The sequence below is a fragment of the Tenacibaculum piscium genome, from assembly GCF_021390755.1.
In the GTDB taxonomy this organism is placed as follows: domain Bacteria; phylum Bacteroidota; class Bacteroidia; order Flavobacteriales; family Flavobacteriaceae; genus Polaribacter; species Polaribacter piscius.
In genome coordinates, this window is sequence record NZ_JAJGWR010000001.1 from 256,693 (window position 1) to 279,455 (window position 22,763).

Annotated in this window: 21 protein-coding genes and 3 tRNA genes; 6 read left to right on the forward strand and 18 right to left on the reverse strand. The window is 30.4% G+C overall.

Going from position 1 to position 22,763, the window contains the following annotated elements; translation table 11 throughout:
• Positions 1-80: 80 nt before the first annotated feature.
• Together L0U72_RS01210 and secDF are read right to left on the reverse strand one after the other, a co-directional pair.
• Positions 81-1,199 (reverse strand): adenylate kinase, encoded by a 1,119-nt coding sequence (locus L0U72_RS01210; RefSeq protein WP_233898195.1) that lies wholly within the window; start codon positions 1,197-1,199, stop codon positions 81-83.
• A 117-nt stretch (positions 1,200-1,316) separates the two neighbouring features.
• Positions 1,317-4,337 (reverse strand): protein translocase subunit SecDF, encoded by a 3,021-nt coding sequence (secDF, locus tag L0U72_RS01215; RefSeq protein ID WP_233898196.1) that lies wholly within the window; start codon positions 4,335-4,337, stop codon positions 1,317-1,319.
• 262 nt (positions 4,338-4,599) lie between these two features.
• Here secDF and L0U72_RS01220 point away from each other — a divergent pair, with 262 nt between their 5' ends.
• Entirely contained in the window at positions 4,600-6,276 is a 1,677-nt protein-coding gene (locus tag L0U72_RS01220) for a formate--tetrahydrofolate ligase (protein ID WP_233898197.1), read from the forward strand.
• 93 nt (positions 6,277-6,369) lie between these two features.
• On the opposite strand, the gene L0U72_RS01225 is transcribed toward L0U72_RS01220, so the two are convergent.
• The 7 genes from L0U72_RS01225 to L0U72_RS01255 all read right to left on the reverse strand — a co-directional run bounded on the left by L0U72_RS01225 (position 6,370) and on the right by L0U72_RS01255 (position 10,954).
• Complete coding sequence (locus L0U72_RS01225) at positions 6,370-6,969, reverse strand: hypothetical protein (RefSeq protein ID WP_233898198.1); 600 nt, start codon at positions 6,967-6,969, stop codon at positions 6,370-6,372.
• Between the two features lie 121 nt (positions 6,970-7,090).
• Positions 7,091-7,435, reverse strand: coding sequence for a 50S ribosomal protein L20 (rplT, locus tag L0U72_RS01230; protein WP_233896894.1), 345 nt, complete (start codon positions 7,433-7,435; stop codon positions 7,091-7,093).
• 112 nt (positions 7,436-7,547) lie between these two features.
• Positions 7,548-7,745, reverse strand: coding sequence for a 50S ribosomal protein L35 (gene rpmI, locus L0U72_RS01235; RefSeq protein WP_058885811.1), 198 nt, complete (start codon positions 7,743-7,745; stop codon positions 7,548-7,550).
• A 51-nt stretch (positions 7,746-7,796) separates the two neighbouring features.
• On the reverse strand, positions 7,797-8,315 hold the full coding sequence (gene infC, locus L0U72_RS01240) for a translation initiation factor IF-3 (protein ID WP_101918024.1): 519 nt from the start codon (positions 8,313-8,315) through the stop codon (positions 7,797-7,799).
• 81 nt (positions 8,316-8,396) lie between these two features.
• Positions 8,397-10,343, reverse strand: a complete 1,947-nt coding sequence (gene thrS, locus L0U72_RS01245) for a threonine--tRNA ligase (protein ID WP_233898199.1) — start codon at positions 10,341-10,343, stop codon at positions 8,397-8,399.
• A gap of 247 nt (positions 10,344-10,590) precedes the next feature.
• A complete protein-coding gene (locus tag L0U72_RS01250; protein WP_101918022.1) occupies positions 10,591-10,803 on the reverse strand; it encodes a hypothetical protein in 213 nt (70 codons plus the stop codon).
• Positions 10,793-10,954: a hypothetical protein gene (locus L0U72_RS01255; protein ID WP_233898200.1), complete on the reverse strand. Its 162-nt coding sequence runs from the start codon at positions 10,952-10,954 to the stop codon at positions 10,793-10,795. The genes L0U72_RS01250 and L0U72_RS01255 overlap by 11 nt, the downstream gene beginning before the upstream one ends.
• Positions 10,955-10,983: 29 nt before the next feature.
• Between L0U72_RS01255 and L0U72_RS11740 the strand changes: the two genes are divergently transcribed.
• Complete coding sequence (locus tag L0U72_RS11740) at positions 10,984-11,115, forward strand: hypothetical protein (protein ID WP_262909824.1); 132 nt, start codon at positions 10,984-10,986, stop codon at positions 11,113-11,115.
• A 68-nt stretch (positions 11,116-11,183) separates the two neighbouring features.
• Here the strand turns inward: L0U72_RS11740 and L0U72_RS01260 are convergent, their stop codons facing one another.
• Positions 11,184-11,363 carry a hypothetical protein gene (locus tag L0U72_RS01260; protein ID WP_233898201.1) on the reverse strand — a complete coding sequence of 60 codons (180 nt, stop codon included), beginning with the start codon at positions 11,361-11,363 and terminating at the stop codon, positions 11,184-11,186.
• A 739-nt stretch (positions 11,364-12,102) separates the two neighbouring features.
• On the opposite strand from L0U72_RS01260, the gene L0U72_RS01265 reads away from it, so the two are divergent.
• Entirely contained in the window at positions 12,103-12,414 is a 312-nt protein-coding gene (locus tag L0U72_RS01265) for a hypothetical protein (RefSeq protein ID WP_233898202.1), read from the forward strand.
• A gap of 242 nt (positions 12,415-12,656) precedes the next feature.
• Here the strand turns inward: L0U72_RS01265 and L0U72_RS01270 are convergent, their stop codons facing one another.
• The 7 genes from L0U72_RS01270 to trxA form a co-directional block, all read right to left on the reverse strand.
• Positions 12,657-13,367, reverse strand: coding sequence for a peroxiredoxin family protein (locus tag L0U72_RS01270; protein WP_233898203.1), 711 nt, complete (start codon positions 13,365-13,367; stop codon positions 12,657-12,659).
• Positions 13,368-13,412: 45 nt separating this feature from the next.
• A complete protein-coding gene (locus L0U72_RS01275; protein WP_101918019.1) occupies positions 13,413-13,823 on the reverse strand; it encodes a hypothetical protein in 411 nt (136 codons plus the stop codon).
• A gap of 227 nt (positions 13,824-14,050) precedes the next feature.
• A tRNA-Asp gene (locus tag L0U72_RS01280) sits at positions 14,051-14,124 on the reverse strand.
• A gap of 39 nt (positions 14,125-14,163) precedes the next feature.
• A tRNA-Asp gene (locus tag L0U72_RS01285) sits at positions 14,164-14,237 on the reverse strand.
• Between the two features lie 37 nt (positions 14,238-14,274).
• Positions 14,275-14,348, reverse strand: a tRNA-Asp gene (locus L0U72_RS01290).
• Between the two features lie 57 nt (positions 14,349-14,405).
• The gene (locus L0U72_RS01295) at positions 14,406-15,329 is read right to left on the reverse strand and encodes a DUF58 domain-containing protein (RefSeq protein ID WP_193699622.1); all 924 of its coding nucleotides are present in this window, start codon (positions 15,327-15,329) and stop codon (positions 14,406-14,408) included.
• Positions 15,330-15,406: 77 nt separating this feature from the next.
• Positions 15,407-15,724 carry a thioredoxin gene (gene trxA, locus L0U72_RS01300; RefSeq protein ID WP_058885805.1) on the reverse strand — a complete coding sequence of 106 codons (318 nt, stop codon included), beginning with the start codon at positions 15,722-15,724 and terminating at the stop codon, positions 15,407-15,409.
• Between the two features lie 376 nt (positions 15,725-16,100).
• On the opposite strand from trxA, the gene metK reads away from it, so the two are divergent.
• Positions 16,101-17,357, forward strand: a complete 1,257-nt coding sequence (gene metK / locus L0U72_RS01305; protein ID WP_233898204.1) for a methionine adenosyltransferase — start codon at positions 16,101-16,103, stop codon at positions 17,355-17,357.
• A gap of 392 nt (positions 17,358-17,749) precedes the next feature.
• Here the strand turns inward: metK and sppA are convergent, their stop codons facing one another.
• Entirely contained in the window at positions 17,750-19,507 is a 1,758-nt protein-coding gene (gene sppA, locus L0U72_RS01310; RefSeq protein ID WP_233883844.1) for a signal peptide peptidase SppA, read from the reverse strand.
• Between the two features lie 514 nt (positions 19,508-20,021).
• Here sppA and L0U72_RS01315 point away from each other — a divergent pair.
• Positions 20,022-20,582: a DNA-3-methyladenine glycosylase I gene (locus tag L0U72_RS01315; RefSeq protein WP_233898205.1), complete on the forward strand. Its 561-nt coding sequence runs from the start codon at positions 20,022-20,024 to the stop codon at positions 20,580-20,582.
• Positions 20,583-20,642: 60 nt separating this feature from the next.
• Positions 20,643-22,700, forward strand: a complete 2,058-nt coding sequence (locus tag L0U72_RS01320; protein WP_233898206.1) for a dipeptidyl peptidase 3 — start codon at positions 20,643-20,645, stop codon at positions 22,698-22,700.
• Positions 22,701-22,763: the final 63 nt, after the last annotated feature.

Here is a 22,763-nt window from a genome sequence, read left to right on the forward strand (position 1 = left end):
GCGATTTTAATATCAAAAAAAATAGCTAAAAAAATGACTAATAAAGTGATTAATATTTACAACGTATGTTACAAAACTTTTTATAAAGTATCAAATACTTCTGATAAACGTTCTGTAATTTCGTTGATATCTCCAACGCCATTTACACCGTAATACGTGCCTTTTTCTTGATAAAAATCTTTTAAAACAGCCGTTTTCGTATTGTATTCATTAAAACGATTTCTAATTTTACTTTCATCAGTATCATCAGTTCTTCCACTTGTTTTTCCACGTTCTAAAATACGTGCTACTAACAAATCTTCAGGAACTTCTAAGGCAACCATTCCGTTAATACGCTCGTTTTTTTCTGCTAAAAAAGCATCTAAAGCTTCCGCCTGTGATTGCGTTCTTGGAAAGCCATCAAAAATAAACCCGTTGGCTTGAGTATTTTTTTCTACTTCAGCTTTTAACATATTGATAGTTACTTCATCAGGAACTAAATCTCCGTCATCCATATATGTTTTAGCAAGTACTCCTAATTCAGTTTTATTTTTGATGTTGAAGCGAAAAACATCTCCTGTTGAAATATGAACTAAGTTATATTTCTCTTTTAATAAATCTGCTTGTGTTCCTTTTCCTGCGCCTGGAGGGCCAAATAATACGATGTTTTTCATTTTCGGTGGTGTTGTTAATTGATAAATAGCGGATAAATTTCTTCCATAACTTTTGTAATCTAAGCCGTAACCAACAATAAATTTATCTTCAATACTTTTTCCGATATAATTTATGGGCAATTCTTTTCGATATACATCTGGTTTAAAAAAAAGTGTTGCTATTTTTAATTCTTTAATATTTTTTGTTTTGAAGATTTCATAAATCTCCTGTAACGTTGTGCCTGTATCAATAATATCTTCTAGAATAATAACAGTTCGGTTGGTTAAATCTTCATTAATACCGATGAGTTCTTTTACATTTTCTGTTGATGTTGTTCCTTGATACGAAGCTAATTTTACAAAACTAATTTCACAATCGCCTTTATATTCTCGTAAAAAATCAGCAGTAAAAATAATGCAACCGTTTAAAATTCCGATAAATAACGGAACTTCATTTTTAGGTAAATCCGCTTTTACTTGTTTTGCTAATCGTGTAACAATAGTGGCTATTTCATTTGAAGAAATGAATTCTTTAAAGTATAAATCGTGAAGTTTTGTAATTTTCATAATATTGCAAATAATACTGCAAAGATAGTTGCTTGATTTTAAATGAAAAAACCGTTTTGAATATAATTCAAAACGGTTTTTGTAAACTATAATATTTTAGAAATAATAGAAAAGGTATTAAACGGTTTCTTTATTTTCTTCGATATTTTGTTCATTATTTTCTTGAGCTCTTTTAGAAGCATCAAACATAATTGGTGTTGCCACAAATAATGAAGAATATGTACCTACAATTACCCCAACAATTAAGGCAAACATAAATCCTTTAATACTATCTCCTCCGAAGAAGAAAATTGCTAACATTACTAATAATGTTGTTAAAGAAGTGTTTATAGTTCTACCTAACGTACTGTTTAAGGCTTTGTTTACTAAACCTGCTGATATGGTTGTTTTCTCTTCTGTAAACTCTCTAATTCTATCAAAAATTACCACCGTATCATTTAATGAATATCCAACTACGGTTAAAATTGCCGCAATAAATGATTGTCCAATTTCCATATCAAAAGGCATGAATTTATAACAGATAGAAAATACGCCTAATACCACTAATACATCATGGAAAACGGCTGCAACTGCACCAATTGAGAAAGCGATTTTTCTAAAACGTAATAAAATATATAAGAAAACTACAATTAATGAACCGACTACTGCCCATAATGCTGATTTTTTAATATCATCAGCAATGGTTGGTTCTACTTTCATGTAGCTCATAATTCCGCTACCTGCTTTTTCGAATCCAGGTTTAAAATCTTCATAAGAAGTTGTTCCTAAGTATGATTTTAATCCTGTAAATAATGATTTTTGAACTGAATCATCTACTTCACTACCATCTTCATCAATTTTAAAAGCGGTCGTTATTTTTAATTGATGATCTGAACCATATGTTTTTACTTCTGGAGCAGTTCCAAAAGCATCTTTTAAGCTCGTAGCAACTTCGGTAGCACTCATTGGTTGATCAAAACGAACAACATACGAACGTCCTCCTTTAAAATCAACACCTTGTTTTAAACCTAACGTAAAAATTGAAATTAATCCAATTAAAATAAGAGATCCAGAAACAATATAGGCTAATTTACGTTTCTTTAAAAATTCAATATTGATATTTTGAAACCAGTTTTTAGAGATGTTCGTGTTAAAAGGTAAAGCAGTTCCTTTTTCAACAGATTTATCAATTAATAAACGCGTGATAAAAATCGCTGTAAATAATGAAGTTGCAATACCTAACATTAATGTATAGGCAAATCCTTTAATTGGTCCTGTTCCAAAGATAAATAAAATAACACCCGTTAAAAATGTCGTGATATTGGCATCAATAATTGCCGATAAAGCTCCTTTAAAACTAAATCCTTCATCAACCGCTGTTGCTAATGTTTTTCCACCGCTTAAGGCTTCTTTAATTCTTTCGAAAATAATAACATTCGCATCTACCGACATACCGATAGTTAAAATAATACCTGCAATTCCAGGTAAAGTTAATACCGCATTGTACGAGGCTAACCATCCGAAGATAAATAAAATGTTTACTAATAGTGCAATGTTTGCATAAAGACCCGCTTTACCGTAGTATAATAACATCCAAATTAAGATTAATAAAATCGCTAATCCGAATGACCAAATACTTGCATTAATAGATTCTTGTCCTAATGATGGACCTACAACTTCTGCTTGAATAATTCTTGCAGGAGCAGGTAATTTACCAGCTTTTAATACCGTAGAAATATCTTGTGCTTCTTCCACAGTCATGGTTCCTCCAGATATTTGAGTACTTCCTCCTGTAATTGCTCCGTTTACTACAGGTGCAGTGTATACGTAATTGTCTAAAACAACGGCAACGAATTTCCCAACGTTATCGCTAGTCATTTTTGCCCATTTTTTAGTTCCAGTTCCGTTCATTGTCATTGATACAACGGGCTTGCTTAATTGGTCAAAATCTTGATTTGCATCTGCAATTACATCGCCATCAATGGTTGGTTTGTCGTTTCTGTTTGATTTTATAGCGTATAAACCAATAATTTCAGCAGTACCATCGATGCTTTTTTGTGCTTTATAATCCCAAAGAAATTTAACGTATTTTAAATTTGCTGGTAATAATGCTCGTACACTTTTGTTGGCAAGTAAGCTGTTTACTCTAGCTGTATCTTGTATATTAGCTTGTGCAACTAACGAACTCATTTGTTGTTGATTTTGAGCTACATTAGGAGTTAAAAAGGTAAATAAACTTTTTTGAGTATCAGCCTTTGTTTCATCAGTTGATTCTCCTAGTAAATCATCAATATCATCTACTTTTGCAGAATCTTTAACTTGTGTGGTTGCAGTTACTACATCATCTTTTAATAATTCAGCAACTTTTGCATTTGCACTAAAGAAAAAGTTTTGAACTTCTGCATTCGTATATACTTCCCAAAATTGTAATTCGGCAGTACTTGTAATTAATTTTGTTACACGTTCGATATCTTTTGCGCCAGGTAATTCAATTTGAATTCTTCCAGAATTTCCGATACGTTGAATACTTGGTTGTGTTACACCAAACTTATCAATACGACTACGTAACACTTCAAAAGAGGTATTAATAGATGTATTAATTTCTTGTTGTAAAACTTCTTTTACTTGGTCGTTTGTTTTGTTAAAGTCAATTTTTTCTCGTAATGATTTTGTTCCAAAAATTGAAGGATCACTTAATTTAACAGTTCCGTTACTTACCGCTTCGAATTGCGTTAAAAATAAGTCTAAATAGTTTTCTTGACTATTTTTTTGAGCTTCACTTGCTTTTGCTAAAGCTTGTGTAAAAACAGTGTTTTCTGAATTGTTTGATAAAGCTATTAAAATATCTTTTACAGATACTTGTAGAATAGCGTTAATTCCCCCTTTTAAGTCTAAACCAAGGTTCATTTCACGTTCTTTAATGTCGTTGTAGGTATATTTAGCAATTCCTAAATTTACAACTTCATCATTAGCAACGCTATCAAGGTACTTCCTTTCAAATTGAGCTAAGGCTCTACCATTGTTGTCTTTAACGTTTCCTTTTGCGTATACTTTTGCGTTATCTTCTACTTTATTAGCAAAAAATGTAAACGACAATTGGTATAAGCTTACTAGTCCGAAAAGGACAGCAAATAATTTAATGAGACCTTTGTTTTGCATCTATAATAATTTAAATCGAGTTCTGTATTAAAACGAGCAAATATAGTATTTCGAAAAAGATTTGCCAATTATTTTTAGATATTTATATGTTTGGAGCAGGTTTGGTTAAAGAAGTCTAATAAGATATCTAATAGATATATCTTTTTTTTATCCCTTTTTATCCCTTTTTATCTCTTTTTACCCCTTTCTATCGAGATAATATTATGTATATTTACTTGATTTTATCTAAAAAAATAATAACTTAAAATTTATATAATTAGCTATGGCACATTTATCAGATATTGAGATTGCACAAGCAAAAGAATTACAACACATTAAGTATATTGCTACGAAACTTAATGTAAAAGAAGACGATTTAGAAATGTACGGAAAGTACAAAGCAAAGTTGCCTTTAGATTTAATTGATGAAGAAAAAATCGCAAAAAACAACTTAGTTTTAGTAACTGCTTTAACGCCAACTCCAGCAGGAGAGGGGAAAACAACCGTTTCTATCGGTTTAACGGAAGGGTTAAATAAAATAGGTAAACAAGCAACGGTAGTATTGCGTGAGCCTTCTTTAGGGCCTGTTTTTGGAATCAAAGGAGGTGCCGCTGGTGGTGGATATTCTCAAGTAGTTCCGATGGAAGATATCAACCTACATTTTACGGGTGATTTTAATGCTATTGAAAAAGCAAATAATTTATTAGCAGCTTTAATCGACAATAATATTCAAAGTAGTGTTAATAATTTAAATATTGATCCTCGTACCATTTTATGGAAACGTGTAATTGATATGAACGACCGTGCTTTGCGTCAAATTACCATTGGTTTAGGAGGTACAGGAAACGGAATTCCTCGTGAAGATGGTTTCAATATTACTCCAGCATCCGAAGTAATGGCGATACTTTGTATGGCGATGAATTTTGATGATTTAAAAAAGCGTTTAGGTGATATTTTTATTGGATTTACTTTTGATAAAAAACCTGTTTTTGCCCGTGATTTAAACGCACAAGATGCGATGGCAATTTTATTAAAAGATGCTATTAAGCCGAATTTAGTACAAACTTTAGAAGAAAATCCAGCGATTATTCATGGAGGTCCTTTTGCGAATATCGCGCAAGGAACCAATACGATTATTGCTACAAAAATGGGATTATCATTATCTAATTATGTAGTTACAGAGGCAGGTTTTGGAGCAGATTTAGGCGCAGAAAAGTTTTTAAATATCAAATCGCAATACGCAGGATTAAATCCTAAATGTGTGGTTTTAGTGGCGACTGTTAGAGCATTACGTCATCATGGAGGTGCAAAAAAAGAGGAATATAATACGCCAAATTTAGAACGTGTTGAAAACGGGTTTAAAAATTTAGAAAAGCATATTGAAAACATTCGTAAATTTAATATTGAGCCTGTAGTTGCTATCAATTCTTTTATTTCTGATTCAGAAGAAGAAGTAAATTTTGTTATTGAAGCGTGTGCCAAATTAGGTGTTGAAGCAGTCGTTTCAGAAGGATGGGCAAAAGGAGGTGAAGGAACTAAAAACTTAGCCAAAGCCGTTGTAAATGTTGTTGAAAATAAAGCAACACAATTTAAACCTTTATACGATTTTAAAAGTCCAATTAAAGATAAAATTGAAATTATAGCAAAAGAAATTTACGGTGCTGATGGGGTAACCTATGATAAAAAAGCGGAATTAAATTTACGTAGAATTGACAGATTAGGATTTAACGATTTTGCTGTTTGTATGGCAAAAACACAAAAATCTTTTTCAGATGATGACAAATTAATTGGAAGACCAACAGGTTTTACGGTAAATGTACGTGAAATAGAAATTGCAGCAGGAGCACAGTTTGTCATTCCTATTTTAGGAAAGATGATGCGTATGCCAGGTTTACCAGCCGTACCAGCATCAGAAAATATGAGTATTGATAATAATGGTGTAATTTCAGGATTGTCTTAAAAATATTTTAACAAGTATTTCTTAAAATGTTTTAGCGATTATTTAAGATCCTAAAAAAACCTCAAGTTTTGCTTGAGGTTTTTTATATATTGATTAATTAACACCACGTTGTTTGTTAATTTCGTCTTGTAATTGACGTCGTAATTTTTGTTCTTTATCAATAGAACTTCTTTTGTATTGCTCAAACTCATCTTCAACACCAACTAATAAATTTTTGGTTTCTCTGGTAATCGCATTACTACTGCTAAATTTATAAATGAAAAAAGCGAGTCCGATTAATAATCCACTAATAATACTCCAAAGAATCGTGTTATAAAGGCTTTTATCGATTAAAAACCCAAAAATAGCAATACCATTTTCTTTTTCAACAGATAATGATAAATCATTTTTCAGCGTATTAATTTCGTTTTTTAAAACGTTTTCATTTTTTAATTGCGCTTCTAGTTGAAGTTGTTTCGCAAGCACATCTTTTTTGATAGCCGTTACACTGTCGAGTATATTTTTTTGAAAACTGATAAAATGCGTACGTTTAATCAATTTGTATTCTTGCCAATTATTTGACAATCGATATGCTTTTATAAATTGATTTTCTATAGTATTTGGTAGTGAATCAATTTGGGTTTTAGATAATCGTTTTTGGGCTGTAACTTGCTGTGTTATAATGATTAGTAATATAATTCTTAGCATTTTCATTGGTTAGAATTTTATATTAAACTGAATTTGTTTATTTAAATTAGTATATTTTTTATTATTTGGATTTAAAAAAACCCAAACGTTTAAGTTTGGGTTTTTAGTATAAGCAAGTATATGAAACTTATTTTACTTTTTCTACAATGGCCTTAAAAGCTTCTGGATTGTTCATCGCTAAATCGGCTAAAACCTTACGGTTTAATTCGATACTATTAGCTTTTGCTTTACCCATAAACTGAGAGTAAGACATTCCATACTGACGAGCTCCAGCGTTAATACGCTGAATCCATAATGCACGGAAGTTTCTCTTATTGTTTTTACGGTCACGATAAGCATATGTCATCGCTTTTTCTACCGCATTTTTTGCTACTGTGTAAACGTTTTTACGTCTACCAAAGTAACCTTTTGCTGCCTTCAAGATTTTTTTTCTTCTTCTTCTTGAGGCTACTGAATTTACTGATCTTGGCATAATTCAAATGTTTTTTTGTAGTAGGCGATTATCAATAATTATATTAAATTATTTTGATGATAATACTTGGTGTGCCTAACTCCATGGTTAATTAAATTCCCTGTGCTAACAATTATCTTAAAACTAATTGTTGCTTAATGTTTGCTAAATCAGCTTTGTGAACTAATGTTGCATGTCTTAATTTAAGCTTACGTTTTTTCGACTTCTTTGTTAAGATGTGGCTTTTAAACGCGTGCTTTCTTTTTATCTTACCAGAACCTGTTACTTTGAAACGTTTCTTGGCACTAGACTTTGTTTTAATTTTAGGCATTTCTGTTTTTTAGTTTATCTTGCTTATATATTGTGAACGTTTTTTTTTAGTTTATTTTGCTTTTTTAGGCGCGATAAACATAATCATACGTTTCCCTTCTAATTTTGGCATTTGTTCTACTTTACCGTATTCTTCTAGTTCTTGTGCTAATTTTAATAATAAAATTTGCCCTTGTTCTTTAAAAACAATCGAACGTCCTTTGAAGAAAACAAATGCTTTTAATTTAGCACCGTCTTGTAAAAACTTAATAGCATGTTTCTTTTTAAATTCATAATCATGCTCATCGGTTTGAGGTCCAAAACGGATCTCTTTTACAATAACTTTTGTTGCCTTTGATTTTAAAGCTTTATCACGTTTTTTCTGTTCGTATAAAAACTTTTTATAATCAATAATTTTACAAACAGGTGGTACAGCTTTAGGTGAAATTTCAACTAAATCTAACTCTTGTTCGATTGCCATTTCTTTGGCTTTTTCTAAAGGATATACACCAACTTCGATGTTTTCGCCTACCAGACGAACTTCATCAACATATCTAATTTTATCATTAATTCTATGTTGATCTTCTTTAATTACCCTTAGCGGTCTACGTCCGCCTCTTCTTCTAATTGCTATGACTCATGATTTTAAGTTATTACTATTATTTAGTTTCCTTTAGTTTTTAAAAGGAACTAATGTTTTGTTTACTTCTTCTTGTATTAGTGTGCAGAATTCTTCAATGGTAAATGTACCAATATCTCCTTCACCGTGTTTTCTTACAGATACCGTGCCATCTTGTTCTTCTTTTTCGCCAATAATTACCATAAAAGGTATTTTACTAACTTCGGCATCACGAATTTTTCTTCCAGTTTTTTCACTTCTGCTATCTACCAGGGTGCGAATTTCGGAATTTTCTAACAAAGTTAAAACTTTTTTCGTGTATTTTTCATATTTATCACTGATAGGCAATAAGATAACCTGTTCTGGGGTTAACCAAAGCGGGAAATTTCCGCCTGTATGCTCTAATAATACGGCAATAAAACGTTCCATCGATCCAAAAGGAGCTCTGTGAATCATCACTGGTTGATGCAATTGATTATCGGCACCTTTATACGTTAATTCAAATCTTTTAGGTAAATTATAGTCCACTTGTATGGTTCCAAGTTGCCAACTTCTGCCTAAAGCATCTTTTACCATGAAGTCTAATTTCGGTCCATAAAAGGCAGCTTCCCCTTCTTCAATTACAAAATCTAGGCCTTTATCGGTAGCCGCATTAATAATGGCTTGTTCTGCAAGTTCCCAAGTTTTAACATCACCAATATATTTATCAAGATTTTGCATATCTCTAATTGAAACCTGTGCTGTAAAATCTTCAAAACCTAACGATTTAAATACATAAAGTACTAAATCAATCACGTCTTTAAATTCTTGATCTAATTGTTCTGGTGTACAGAAAATATGCGCATCATCTTGTGTAAAACCTCTTACACGCGTTAAACCGTGTAATTCTCCACTTTGTTCATATCTGTAAACTGTTCCAAATTCTGCAAAACGTTTTGGTAAGTCTTTGTAAGAGTGTGGTTTGAAATTGTAAACTTCACAATGATGTGGACAATTCATCGGTTTCAATAAAAACTCCTCATCCATTTTAGGCGTTTTTATTGGTTGAAAACTGTCTGCCCCATATTTTTCATAATGACCAGAAGTAACATATAATTCTTTTTGTCCAACATGAGGAGTCATCACCATTTCGTAACCAGCTTTCTTTTGAGCTTTCTTTAAAAAGTCTTCTAAACGACCTCTAAGTGCTGCTCCTTTTGGCAACCATAATGGCAAACCAGCCCCAACTTTTTGTGAAAATGTGAAAAGCTCTAATTCTTTTCCTAATTTTCTATGGTCACGTTTTTTAGCTTCTTCCAACAATTCTAAATACTCGGTAAGCATTTTTTGTTTTGGAAAACTAACACCATAAATACGTGTTAATTGATTATTTTTTTCATCACCTCGCCAGTAAGCACCAGCAACATTCATCACTTTAATTGCCTTAATAATTCCTGTATTTGGAACATGACCACCTCGACATAAATCTGTAAAATCACTATGATCGCAAAAAGTAATTTCTCCGTCGGTTAAATTTTCAATTAACTCAACTTTATATTGATTTCCTTCTTTTTGATAATACGCTAAAGCATCTTCCTTAGAGATTGAACGTAATTTAAATTCATGTTTTCCACGAGCCAATTCTAAAAATTTCTTCTCAATAGCAGGAAAATCTTTTTCAGAAATAACGTCTTCTCCTAAATCGATATCATAATAAAAACCGTTATCAATTGCAGGACCGATGGTTAATTTAGCATCAGGGTGAAACGTTAAAATAGCTTGTGCTAATACGTGTGCCGATGAATGCCAAAATGCTTTTTTTCCGTCATTATCATTAAAAGTGTACAATATTAAAGCACCATCTGTGGTTAGTGGGGTCGTGGTTTCAACGGTTGTGCCGTTAAAATTTGCCGAAATTACATTTCTAGCAAAACCTTCACTAATATTTTTAGCAACGTCCATTGGCGTGCTGTTTACTTCAAATTCTTTAACCGTTCCGTCGGGTAGTGTGATTTTAATCATTATCTATAAGTTATATTTAATTTCCCTACAAGTGGAAATTTTAGAATCGCAAAGATATTGTAAAACCATTTTGAATACAATATATATCGGGTATTTTAAAAAGGTTATTTTTTGCAGTTTTTATGTATTTGTAGTATAATTTACTATCTTAAATATTTTATGGCTTATTTAAGAATTAATATAATACAAAAAGCTTCTCAAATAAACGAGAAGCTTTTAAAAGATATAATAAAAACAAACAAAATTTTTAAATCTTACTTAGTTTTAGAAGATCTAAAACATTGGTGTATTTTGGGGTGAAAAAGAAGTCTTCTAAAGTATTTTTAAGATTTCTTTTTCTAGTTGAAAGGCTAGTATCTTCAAGTATCATATTCTGATATAAATTCTGATATGAATTGATAAAATTAATAAATTCGGTATCAAAATTTCGTTCTTTTAAAGTTAGTTGATTATAATTCATTGTTTAAATCTTTGGTAAATCGTTTTAATAATTTTCTGCTAAGTGCTACGTTTGCTTTTTTAGAGTCTATAGCTAGATATACAAAATATTCACCTGAGGGAGCGATATCAATTAAATGTATTTGTTTATCAAGATTTAAAGTGTATATCATTTAAACTTTCATTTAAACCTAGTGTTTTTATGGCTTTTCGTTTAGCATTTATTATTTCTACATTATATGCGGTGGCTAATGTTGTGTCAAATTCAGGAACATTTGAGTTTGAAATAAGACATTCGCCAGAAGACATTTCAGCGACACTAATAGCGATATAACCAGGGATATTTTATTTTACATTTTGTACTAAATTATCTAAGAGTTCTTGCATTTTAATTATTTTACGTTAGTGGTTAAATTCTTTTTTTAAGATTAATTCTATTAATGAAATATTTAAATTTTCATCGGATAGTAGTGCGATAATATATTGTTTGTGTTTAATTAAGATTATATTTTGAGTATTAGATTTTAATATGATTTCATTTAATTCGGCATTATAAAAAGTGTTTAAAAAGTGGCTACTCATATTAAAGATAGCGGTGTTGAAAGCGGCAGTTTTATCTTTTAATGTGTTAGATTGATTTTCTTCGGAATAAAAATCAAGTATGTTACCATCTTCATTAATAAGGTATATTGCTTTAGAATTTGTTTTCGAGATTATACTTTTTAAATCCGTTATCTTTATTTAATCTAAATAATAATACAAATATAAATGATTTTATTATTTATATATCTTTATTTTGATAAAATAATAAGATTATGGAAATAAAAAGTTTCAATATTTTTTTTGAAAAGATATTTTCTTGCTTCTTATTTTAAATTTATTTTTATAGTTCTTGAAATTGTAAATTTTTGAGTCATTATTTTTTCTTGAGCAAAGGATATTATTGTATTTAAAAGTAATATGATAATGAATATTTTTTTGGTCTCATTTTGAGAGCCTGTTTAAATTTCATCTGAAAAAAATATAGTGGCAAAAAATGACCGCAAGGGGTTAAAACCCCTTGTTAAAAGGAGCTGAAAATCACAAAAAAAGCTAAAAACTGTAGCAAATCAGGATGAGAAACTGAAATAAAATCAATTTGACGCATTCTTATTTTTAAAAACAAGGGGTTTTAACCCCTTGTCATGCCTATTTTGACGTTACAAAAATTTTTGGAATAAAATTTAAACAGGCTCTTAATCTTTTAAAAGTTTATTTTTTGAAAAATATATCAGCAATTATTTAGCATAAAATTTATAACCAAAATCAGTAAATTTATACCATGAAAAATCTTCAATTAATAGTATTATTAATGCCTTTTTTAAGCATTGCACAAATCCGTCAGGGCGAAATTTTTAAAAGTTTTCCAACAAATCCAACGGAAAATATTAATTTAATCGGCATTATTGAAGTAACAAAAACAATGTATGGCGTAACTTTTGAAGACCCAACTATTTCAGAAAAATATAAAAATGCGGTTAAAATATTCTTCAAAAAACGCTTATATAATTATACAGATTTAAAAAAATATCGTTTGAATATTAAAAAACACAACGATATTTTATATATCGAAAATACTGAAATATTCTTTTGATTGTGGCAAGGGGTTGAAAATCCTTGTTTTAAAAATAAAAATGCGTCAAACTGAATTTATTTCAGTTTCTCATCCTGATTTGCCACATTTTTTATTTTTTTTATGATTTCACTTCGACTTAACAAGGGGTTTCAACCCCTTGCCGTTATAATTAAAGTAGGGGCAGACCTATGTGTCTGCCCATTTTTATTATGGCTGTTTTTTGCCGTTTATTTTTAAAAACTTTTGTCTTTTTGTATATTTTATTTTGATAAAATTTCATTTAAATTAATTTCATCTACAAATTTATAGTAATCAACTAATTTACCATTTTTATCGATTACAATTGTGGTTGGAAATCTGGTAATTGCATATTTTTCATGAAAATTGTTACTGTTTGGAATTGGTTCAAAATTTGAATTTTTCAAATCGAATCCTTTTTCGACCTCTGATTTATTTGAAGCAAAGAAAATAACGGCTTTAATTTTATCATTTTTGTTTTCAATTTTATTGATTAGATTATCAATTTCTTGAATTTCATGTTTTTTAAATCGAAAGTTGTTGGCTTCTAATTCAAATCTTAAAATAACGACTTTTCCTTTAAGTTTATTGAGTTCAATTATTTTGTTATGGGTTGTTTTTGCGATAAAATTCGGAAACAGTTCATTTTTAAGAGGTTTATTTTTTCGAGTATGTAGGCGTGGATTGTTTTGATTTGACAAATCGACAAAATGTTTTATTATTTCTCCATTAGCTCCGATTACAGGTTCTATAAAAAGGCGTGGATTTTTCTGAATTAATTTAAAGAAATCTTGTTTTTTTATTTTTTTGCCTGTTTCTTTATTATAAATTTCTGAATAATTTATTTTTACAGCTCTTGAAATTGTAAAATTTTGAGTCATTATTTTTTCTTGAGCAAAGGATATTATTGTATTAAAAAGTAATATGATAATGAATATTTTTTTTGGTATCATTTTGAATATTAGATTTTTGTGTAAAAATAAAAATATATATTGGTTTTAATTTTTTGCTTGCGTTATTTTTATTCCGTCAAAATAATTTCCTGCTTCTAAACCGATAAACAGTATTCTTTCATAATTTGTTTTATTTTTGGTCATTTCAATATGAATTTCGGTTGTATTTTTTCTTTCAATTTTGAATTCGGTTTCTTTTATTATAAAATTGTTTGCATTGGTATCAATTTTATTTAGGTCAAAATTTGAGTTTCCGTTTAAAGAAACTTCATGAATCCACCACCATTTTCCTTTAGTATTAATGACTATTGAATTTTTTTCAGAAGAGAATTGTACTTTTTTTTGAGATAATTTAATGTTATCGTCCCAAAGTCCTATTGGTTTTTCAGAATCACAGCAAGCAAAAGCTGAAATAATGATAATTACTATTCCAATTTCTTTAATTTTTTTAAGCATTTTTTTTAGATATTAAGAGGTTTTTAAAAATTAAAGATACTATTTATAAACGTAGGGGCAGACCTATGTGTCTGCCTATTTTTTGTTTCTGCCCATTTCTATGATGGCTATTTTTAAGGAACTTATAATAAATTTGAGGATAAAAAAGAGGCTATAATTTTTGAGGATAAAAAAGTAGCATATATTTTAAAAAAGAAAAAGCCTCTCAAATAAATGAGAAGCTTTTGCGGTCTGGACGGGACTCGAACCCGCGACCCCCTGCGTGACAGGCAGGTATTCTAACCAGCTGAACTACCAGACCGTTGCTTGTAGCAATACTTTTAAATTACGTAACTAATTGCGGTCTGGACGGGACTCGAACCCGCGACCCCCTGCGTGACAGGCAGGTATTCTAACCAGCTGAACTACCAGACCGTTGCTTTTAGCTTGTACTTTTCACTTAAATAATTTGCGGTCTGGACGGGACTCGAACCCGCGACCCCCTGCGTGACAGGCAGGTATTCTAACCAGCTGAACTACCAGACCGTTGCTAATTACGTTAAGCGAGTGCAAATATAACACCTTTTTATTAATTGAAAAAAATTATTTGTATTTTTTTTGCCTACTAACAAGATATGCCGTTAATATTTTATCATAACCTTCATTAATATCCACAGGAATATAGGCTATTTTATATTGTAAACACTTGTTTTTTAAATTGTTGAAAAACGTATTGCTAAGCTTTTGATAACTTTTTTGAATGTTATCAGTATGTAAATTTATTTCTTCACCAGTTTCAATATCGACAAATTTTTTGGGGGTATTGTCAAAATTGAACGAAAATTCTGTTTTTTTATCAAAAGTATGAAACAATATTACTTCATGTTTATTAAATTTTAAATGTTTTAAGGCATCAAAAAGTTCATCGTCATTTTTTGTAGTCTGAAACATATCCGTAAATAAAAAAATTAACGAACGCCGATGAATATTCTCTGCAATTTCATGCAAATATTGATAGGTTTCCGTTGTAGCCTTACTTGTTGATGTGACTAAATTATCTAATTGATTCAATAACATTTTTCGATGTCGTTCGCTTCCTTTTTCGGGTGCATAATATTCGTAGGTATCCGAATAAATACTTAATCCGACGGCATCTCGTTGTTTTCTTAAAATTTCCATTAAACAAGCAGCAGCAACTGCTGAAAAACCAATTTTATTTAACGTATCAATAGTTTGATTTTGAACAATAGGGTAGTGCATCGAAGCTGAATTATCGATAATTATATGACATCTTAAATTAGTATCTTCTTCATATTTTTTGACATATAATTTTTCAGTTTTTGCAAATAATTTCCAATCGATATGACGGGTGCTTTCACCTTTATTATAAAGTTTATGTTCCGAAAACTCCACAGAAAAACCATGAAAAGGACTTTTATGTATTCCTGTAATAAATCCTTCTACTACTTGTTTGGCAAGTAATTCAAGGTTTTTAATATCCGAAGAAATTGTTGTTACATCAATCATTTTCCGAAAATAAAAAAAAGGTCTGACAAATAGCCAAACCTTTTAATATATTAATGATATCTTATAAAAAACACGGCTTATAAAGCAGCGTCAATTTTATCAGTATATGCTTTTTTAGGAGCTGCACCAACTTGTTTGTCTACAACTTCACCATTTTTGAATACTAATACAGTAGGAATATTTCTTACTCCATATTTAGCTGCAAATTCTTGGTTGTTGTCAACATCAACTTTACCAACAACAGCTTTTCCTTCGTATTCATTACCGATTTCATCAACAATAGGACCAACCATTCTACAAGGTCCGCACCATGCTGCCCAAAAATCAACTAATACTGGTTTGTCTGATTTTAATACTAATTCTTCAAAGTTTGCGTCTGTAATTTCTAATGCCATTTTTTTATATTTTAATTAGGTTAAAAGTCTTATTTCGCTACAACAAAAGTAATCAAAAAAATAATCAAAACAATTCTACAAAAATTACTTTTTATTATGATAACATCAATACTTTCTATTTTGATTTTTATTGGTATTTTATTTTTTGTTGATTTTTAATTCGATGTAAGTTCGTTGCACGTTTGTTTTTGTGTGTGTAAAATAATCAATAACTTTGCCCTAATAATTTTTGAGGAAAAATTTGACTGATTGCAACCTCGTTGAACATTGGTTCATAAATAAAATGCTAAAGCAGAAATAAACTACTTCTTTAGGCAACCAATATACGACTAAGTAATTTGATTTTTTCTTCTATCTAATTTAAAAACAATAGTTTATGTCATATTTATTTACTTCGGAAAGTGTTTCTGAAGGACATCCAGATAAAGTAGCGGATCAAATTTCTGATGCTTTAATAGATAATTTTTTAGCTTTTGATGCAACATCAAAAGTAGCTTGTGAAACCTTAGTAACCACGGGACAGGTCGTTTTAGCTGGTGAAGTAAAATCGAAAACATATTTAGATGTTCAAAAAATTGCAAGAGATGTAATTAACAAAATAGGATACACCAAAAGCGAATATATGTTCGATGGTAGTTCTTGTGGTGTTTTTTCGGCAATTCATGAGCAATCTCCAGATATAAATCAAGGAGTTGTAAGAGCAAATCCTGAAGAACAAGGAGCAGGAGACCAAGGAATGATGTTTGGTTATGCAACCGATGAAACGGAAAACTATATGCCGTTAGCATTGGATTTATCGCACCGTTTGTTAATCGAATTAGCCGAATTACGTAGAGAAAATTCGGATATCACGTATTTACGTCCCGATGCAAAATCGCAAGTAACTATTGAATATTCTGACGATAACGTGCCACAAAGAATCGATGCGATTGTAATTTCTACACAGCATGATGATTTTGACGCTGATGATTCGGTAATGTTAGCAAAAATTAAAAAAGACATTGTTTCGATTTTAATTCCAAGAGTAGTTGCAAAATTACCTGAAAATATTCAAAAATTATTTACTGATAATATTACCTATCATATTAATCCAACGGGAGTTTTTGTAATCGGAGGACCTCATGGAGATACTGGTTTAACAGGTCGTAAAATTATTGTTGATACTTACGGAGGAAAAGGAGCACACGGAGGTGGTGCATTTTCAGGAAAAGATCCATCGAAAGTAGATCGTTCGGGAGCGTATGCAACACGTCATATTGCGAAGAATTTAGTTGCTTCAGGATTATGTAAAGAAGTTTTAGTGCAAGTTTCTTATGCTATTGGTGTTGCAAAACCAACGAGTATTAATGTGGAAACTTACGGAACTTCAACAGTTGATAAAACAGACGGAGAAATCAGTAAAATAGTAGAACGTATTTTTGATATGCGTCCTTATTTTATCGAGCAACGTTTAAAATTAAGATCGCCAATTTATTCTGAAACTGCTGCTTATGGGCATATGGGAAGAAAATCAGAAATTAAAACCGTAACTTTTTCAAACCCGATGGGTGAAACTGTTTCGCAAGAAGTAGAAACGTTTACTTGGGAAAAATTAGATTATGTTGATGTCATTAAAGAAAATTTCGGTTTGTAAAAAACCGCTATTTTTATTTTAAAAATATTTATATAAAAAAATCCTTGACACAATTTATCGTGTCAAGGATTTTTTATGAAGTTTATAGCCTGTTTAAAAATTAAATAAACTGTCAGTTCGAGTGATTTTTTTCCTTCAAAAAAAATTGTATCGAGAACTTATTTAATAGTAAAGTCAATTAAAATTCATTAAGATAAAATAATTCAAATTCTCGATACAATTTTAATTCCTTTTCGTCATTAAAATTACTCGAATTGACAAGAATCATCAAAAAAAGCTAAAAAATACGGCAAATCAGGATGCGAACCTGAAATAAATTCAGGTTGACGAATTCGATTTCTTATTTTTCTATTATACTTTTTTAAAATAAAATTTAAACAGGCTATAAAAACTTATTTTATTTGAAGAATATACGGCATTCTCGCCTGAATTCCTTTTAATTTTTTTAGCTCATTAATAGTATTGTATAATTGATAATTTTCAGAACCTAAAGCTTCTTTCAGAATTTCATTTTTAGATGATTTTGCAAAAAGAGAAAAGTTGAAGGCTTCTTTAAAATCTATTTTATAATCAGGGTAATTGCGAACTTTATAAACATCAATATTTGCTAATTCGGAAGCAACTTTAATGGCATCATTTAAACTTCCTAATTTATCAACTAACCCATTTTCAAGTGCTTGTTTTCCTGTCCAAACTCTCCCTTGAGCAACGTTATTTACCTGTTCAAAAGTCATATTTCTACCTGCTGAAACACGGTTTACAAAAATGGTATAAATATGTTCTACGCCTTGTTTTGTTACGCTATAAAATTTATCATTTATTGGTTCAAAAAGACTATAATTAGGATTGTTATTTGTAGATACTTGTTCGGCATTAATTCCAATATTTTCTGCAAATTGATGCACATTCGGAATCGCTCCAAAAACACCGATAGAACCTGTAATTGTTGTTGGTTCAGCGATAATTTTATCGGCATTACAAGCAATATAATATCCGCCAGAAGCGGCTAAATTCCCCATAGAAACTACTAATGGTTTTTCTTTTTTTGCCAATTCCAATTCACGCCAAATAAGTTCCGAAGCCAAGGCACTTCCTCCAGGAGAATTTACACGTAATACAATGGCTTTTACATTTTTATCTTTTCTTGCTTCTCGAATTGCTTCGTTGGTAATTTCTTGTCCAATAATATTTTCATTTCCTTTGGCGTATCTAATTTCTCCTTGTGCGTAAATAACGGCAATTTTATTTTTTTCTGAAGAATAAATACGTCCTTTTCCTGTTTTTATATAGTCTTCTAAAGAAATAGTATGTGCTTTTTTATCAGAATTTAAGGTTAATTTTTGTTCGTATTGATCTTGATAAATAATTCCATCAATTAAGTTATTTTCTTTGGCGATTTCGGCATTTCTACCGTTGGCATTATCGGCAATTAGGTTTAATTTTTCGATAGAAATATTTCTGCTCTCACTAACATCGGTAGTAATTTCCGACCAAATAGATTTTAAAAGAGAGGTTGTTTGTTCTCGATTTGCATCGCTCATTTTATTGGTTAAATAGGGTTCAACGGCACTTTTATATTTTCCATGACGAATTACTTCCATTTTAATTCCGTATTTATCTTCAAAATCTTTATAATATAAAATTTCGGTTGATAATCCTTTAAAATCAATAGCGCCTACAGGATTTAAAAATAAGCTATCGGCAACAGAACTTAAGTAATAATTTTTTTGTGTGTAAACATCATTATAAGCGTATATAAATTTGCCACTTTTTTTAAAATCCTGCAATTTATTTCTGATGGCTTGTGTTTGTGCAATTCCTGCATTTACTTGTGTTGTTTTAATGCTAATTCCTGTAATATTAGGATCTGTTTTTGCATTTTCGATAGCATTTATTATTTTATTCAAGGCTAATTTTTCATCAGCTAATTCTAAAATTTCTGCTAAAGGATTTTTTTCTTTAGGAGCATAATCTTTTATAGGCGTCGATAAATCTAATTCTAAAACAGTATTTTCTTTTATAAAAATTTCTTGGTCACCGCTCATTCCCGTACCCATTACGGCAGCGATTCCGATAAAGAAGAAAAACAGTAAAAATAAGGCGATAAAAAAGCCAAGAATTGAAGCTAGTAAATTTCGTAAAAAGTTCATATAGTGCTGTTAATTTTTTTGAGTAAAGATACAGTTTTACATGAAGTTTTAAAACACTCTTTAAAATTGAAATTTGTCTTATTTTTTATCAGGATAATATAAGACAATAAAAATTATTAGAAGCTATTTCCCGCTTTCCGCACTCGCTCTTTTTTTGAAGAAAAATCAAAAAAAGGAGCTCAAACAATTGCTTCAATCGGGGCTAGGCATTGTTACTAATCATTTCGAGAACTTATTTAACATCAAAATAACTAAAAATTCATCAACAGAAAACAATCAAATTCTCGATATAATTTTAATTGCTTTTAGTTATTAAAATAATTCGAATTGACAAGAATCATCAAAAAAAAGCTAAAAACTGTGGCAAATCAGGATGTGAAACTGAACTAAATTCAGTTTGACGGATTCGATTTCTTATTTTTATGTTACAAAACTTTTTTAGATGAAATTTAAACAGGCTCTTAATCATTTTTAAAATGTTTAATAGTAAATTTCAACCTTAAATAGTTCAAAAATGAAAAAAAGATGTTTATGGGTAGGAAATAATCCGTTGTATATAAAATATCATGATACCGAATGGGGAGTTCCCGTATATGATGATGCGGTTTTATTTGAATTTTTACTACTAGAAAGCTTTCAAGCGGGTTTAAATTGGATTACTATTTTAAAGAAAAGAGAAAATTTCCGCAGTGCTTTCGATAATTTCGATTATACTAAAATTGCCAATTATGATGAATATAAGTACGATGAGTTACTTCAAAATATAGGAATTGTAAGACATAAATTAAAAATTAAATCTGCTATTTTAAACGCTAAGCTTTTTATGGAAGTTCAAAAAGAATTTGGTTCTTTTTCAGCATATATTTGGAGTTTTGTTGCAGGAAAACCAATCAAAAATAACTTTAAAAATAGCGCAGAAGTACCCGCAAGTACAGCCTTATCAGATACCATTTCAAAAGATTTGAAAAAACGAGGTTTTAAGTTTGTAGGAGCTACCATTATCTACGCATATATGCAGGCGATAGGCATGGTTAACGATCATACGACAAGCTGTTTTAAGTATTCTGAATTTTAAATTTTGTATCTTTGATCCGCATAAAAATTAATTAAAACCTGTTAAATAAAAGCATCAAAAATGAACATAAAACAACTACTTTGTGCCGTTGCAACCCTTAGTTTACTAGCTTCTTGTGGTGATGGAAAAAAAGAAACATCAACAGAAATAGCAAAAGAAACAATAGGAACTGTTGCTAAAAAAGCACCGAAATTTAATCATGAAGTCGAACAATTTGCCGATATAAAGGTATTACGATATCAAATTCCAGGATTTGAAGCACTAACGCTCAAAGAAAAAAAACTGGTATATTATCTAAGCCAAGCAGGATTAGCAGGGAGAGATATTATGTGGGATCAAAATTATCGTCATAATCTTGAAATTAGAAATGCTTTAGAACATATCAATACTAATTTTTCAGGCGATAAAAATAGTGAAGATTTTAAAAAATTTACGACCTATTTAAAACGTGTTTGGTTTTCAAACGGAATTCATCATCATTATTCGAACGACAAAATTAAACCTGATTTTTCTAAAGAATATTTAACTGATTTATTAAAGCAAACAAAAGCAAATTTATCCGAAGAAGCTTTAGAAGTTATTTTTAATGATAAAGACGCTAAAAAAGTAAATAAAAAAGCAGGTGTCGATAATGTATTAGCATCAGCAATTAACTTTTATGGTGCAGATATTACCAGTAAAGATGTTGAAAATTTTTACAAAACAGCCTACAAAGGAAGCGAAAAACAACCTATTGAAGCAGGTTTAAATTCTAAATTAGTACGTGAAAATGGAAAATTAGTAGAAAAAGTTTGGAAATCGTGTGGGATGTATGGAGAAGCTATCGATACTATCATTTTTTGGTTAGAAAAAGCAAAAGAAGTTGCTGAAAATGAAAAACAAGGAACAGCTTTAGGTTTATTAATTGAATATTATAGAACAGGAAGTTTAGATGTTTGGGATCAATATTGTATCGCCTGGGCAACTGCTACACAAGGAAATATTGATTGGATAAATGGTTTTATCGAAGTATATAATGATCCAAAAGGATATCGAGGTTCGTATGAAACAATTGTTCAAATTAAAGATTTTGAGATGTCTAAAAAAATGAAAGTTTTATCTGAAAATGCACAATGGTTTGAAGATAATGCACCTTTATCACCAACACACAAAAAACAAAATGTAGTCGGTGTTTCGTATAAAACAGTAAATGTTGCATCAGAAGCAGGAGACGCATCACCAAGTACGCCAATCGGAGTGAACCTACCAAATAATAACTGGATTCGTGAACAACATGGTTCTAAATCAGTATCCTTAGGAAATATTATTGGTGCGTATAACAATGCTGGTGGTTCAGGAAGATTGAAAGAATTTGCTTATAATCAAGAGGAAATAGCAGTAGAACTTGAATACGGAAAATTAGCCGATAAACTACACACCGCATTACATGAGGTTATTGGACACGCATCAGGACAAATAAATGACGGAATTGGACAACCTAAAGAAACCTTGAAAAATTACGCCTCTACCATGGAAGAAGGAAGAGCAGATTTGGTTGGATTGTATTATTTAATGGATGCTAAATTACAAGAATTAGGCTTGGTTTCTGATTGGGAAAAAACAGGAAAAGCCGCGTATGATGGATATATCAGAAATGGTTTGATGACACAATTAGTTCGTATTAAATTAGGAGATGATATTGAAGAAGATCACATGGTAAACCGTCAATGGGTTTCGGCTTGGGCTTTTGAACAAGGACAAAAAGAGAATGTTATTGAAAAAATATCGAAAGATGGAAAAACATATTTCGTTGTAAATGATTACCTAAAACTTCGTGAAATTTTTGGGCGTTTGTTAAAAGAAACCCAACGAATTAAATCCGAAGGAGATTTTGATGCCGCAAAAAAATTAGTAGAAGGATATGGTGTAAAAGTAAATCAGGAATTACATAAAGAAGTTTTAGAACGTAATAAACAATTTACATCTGCACCATATAATGGTTTTGTAAATCCTGTTTTAGTACCCGTAACCGATGCCGAAGGAACTATCACAGATGTAAAAGTGACACAGCCTGAAACTTTTGAAGAACAAATGAAATTTTATGCTAAAAATCATAGTTTTTTACCTATCAAAAATTAATTAGATTTAAAAATCTCTAAAATAAAAACCGATTCTTTATAAAAGAATCGGTTTTTTATCTTT

What these genes read in the sequence shown, in the direction of transcription:
- L0U72_RS01210 (WP_233898195.1), bottom strand. Translation starts at nt 1,199, where the DNA reads ATGAAAATTACAAAACTTCACGATTTATACTTTAAAGAATTCATTTCT.
- secDF (WP_233898196.1), bottom strand. Translation starts at nt 4,337, where the DNA reads ATGCAAAACAAAGGTCTCATTAAATTATTTGCTGTCCTTTTCGGACTA.
- L0U72_RS01220 (WP_233898197.1), top strand. Translation starts at nt 4,600, where the DNA reads ATGGCACATTTATCAGATATTGAGATTGCACAAGCAAAAGAATTACAA.
- L0U72_RS01225 (WP_233898198.1), bottom strand. Translation starts at nt 6,969, where the DNA reads ATGAAAATGCTAAGAATTATATTACTAATCATTATAACACAGCAAGTT.
- rplT (WP_233896894.1), bottom strand. Translation starts at nt 7,435, where the DNA reads ATGCCAAGATCAGTAAATTCAGTAGCCTCAAGAAGAAGAAGAAAAAAA.
- rpmI (WP_058885811.1), bottom strand. Translation starts at nt 7,745, where the DNA reads ATGCCTAAAATTAAAACAAAGTCTAGTGCCAAGAAACGTTTCAAAGTA.
- thrS (WP_233898199.1), bottom strand. Translation starts at nt 10,343, where the DNA reads ATGATTAAAATCACACTACCCGACGGAACGGTTAAAGAATTTGAAGTA.
- L0U72_RS01250 (WP_101918022.1), bottom strand. Translation starts at nt 10,803, where the DNA reads ATGAATTATAATCAACTAACTTTAAAAGAACGAAATTTTGATACCGAA.
- L0U72_RS01255 (WP_233898200.1), bottom strand. Translation starts at nt 10,954, where the DNA reads ATGATATACACTTTAAATCTTGATAAACAAATACATTTAATTGATATC.
- L0U72_RS11740 (WP_262909824.1), top strand. Translation starts at nt 10,984, where the DNA reads ATGGCTTTTCGTTTAGCATTTATTATTTCTACATTATATGCGGTGGCT.
- L0U72_RS01260 (WP_233898201.1), bottom strand. Translation starts at nt 11,363, where the DNA reads ATGAGTAGCCACTTTTTAAACACTTTTTATAATGCCGAATTAAATGAA.
- L0U72_RS01265 (WP_233898202.1), top strand. Translation starts at nt 12,103, where the DNA reads ATGAAAAATCTTCAATTAATAGTATTATTAATGCCTTTTTTAAGCATT.
- L0U72_RS01270 (WP_233898203.1), bottom strand. Translation starts at nt 13,367, where the DNA reads ATGATACCAAAAAAAATATTCATTATCATATTACTTTTTAATACAATA.
- L0U72_RS01275 (WP_101918019.1), bottom strand. Translation starts at nt 13,823, where the DNA reads ATGCTTAAAAAAATTAAAGAAATTGGAATAGTAATTATCATTATTTCA.
- L0U72_RS01295 (WP_193699622.1), bottom strand. Translation starts at nt 15,329, where the DNA reads ATGATTGATGTAACAACAATTTCTTCGGATATTAAAAACCTTGAATTA.
- trxA (WP_058885805.1), bottom strand. Translation starts at nt 15,724, where the DNA reads ATGGCATTAGAAATTACAGACGCAAACTTTGAAGAATTAGTATTAAAA.
- metK (WP_233898204.1), top strand. Translation starts at nt 16,101, where the DNA reads ATGTCATATTTATTTACTTCGGAAAGTGTTTCTGAAGGACATCCAGAT.
- sppA (WP_233883844.1), bottom strand. Translation starts at nt 19,507, where the DNA reads ATGAACTTTTTACGAAATTTACTAGCTTCAATTCTTGGCTTTTTTATC.
- L0U72_RS01315 (WP_233898205.1), top strand. Translation starts at nt 20,022, where the DNA reads ATGAAAAAAAGATGTTTATGGGTAGGAAATAATCCGTTGTATATAAAA.
- L0U72_RS01320 (WP_233898206.1), top strand. Translation starts at nt 20,643, where the DNA reads ATGAACATAAAACAACTACTTTGTGCCGTTGCAACCCTTAGTTTACTA.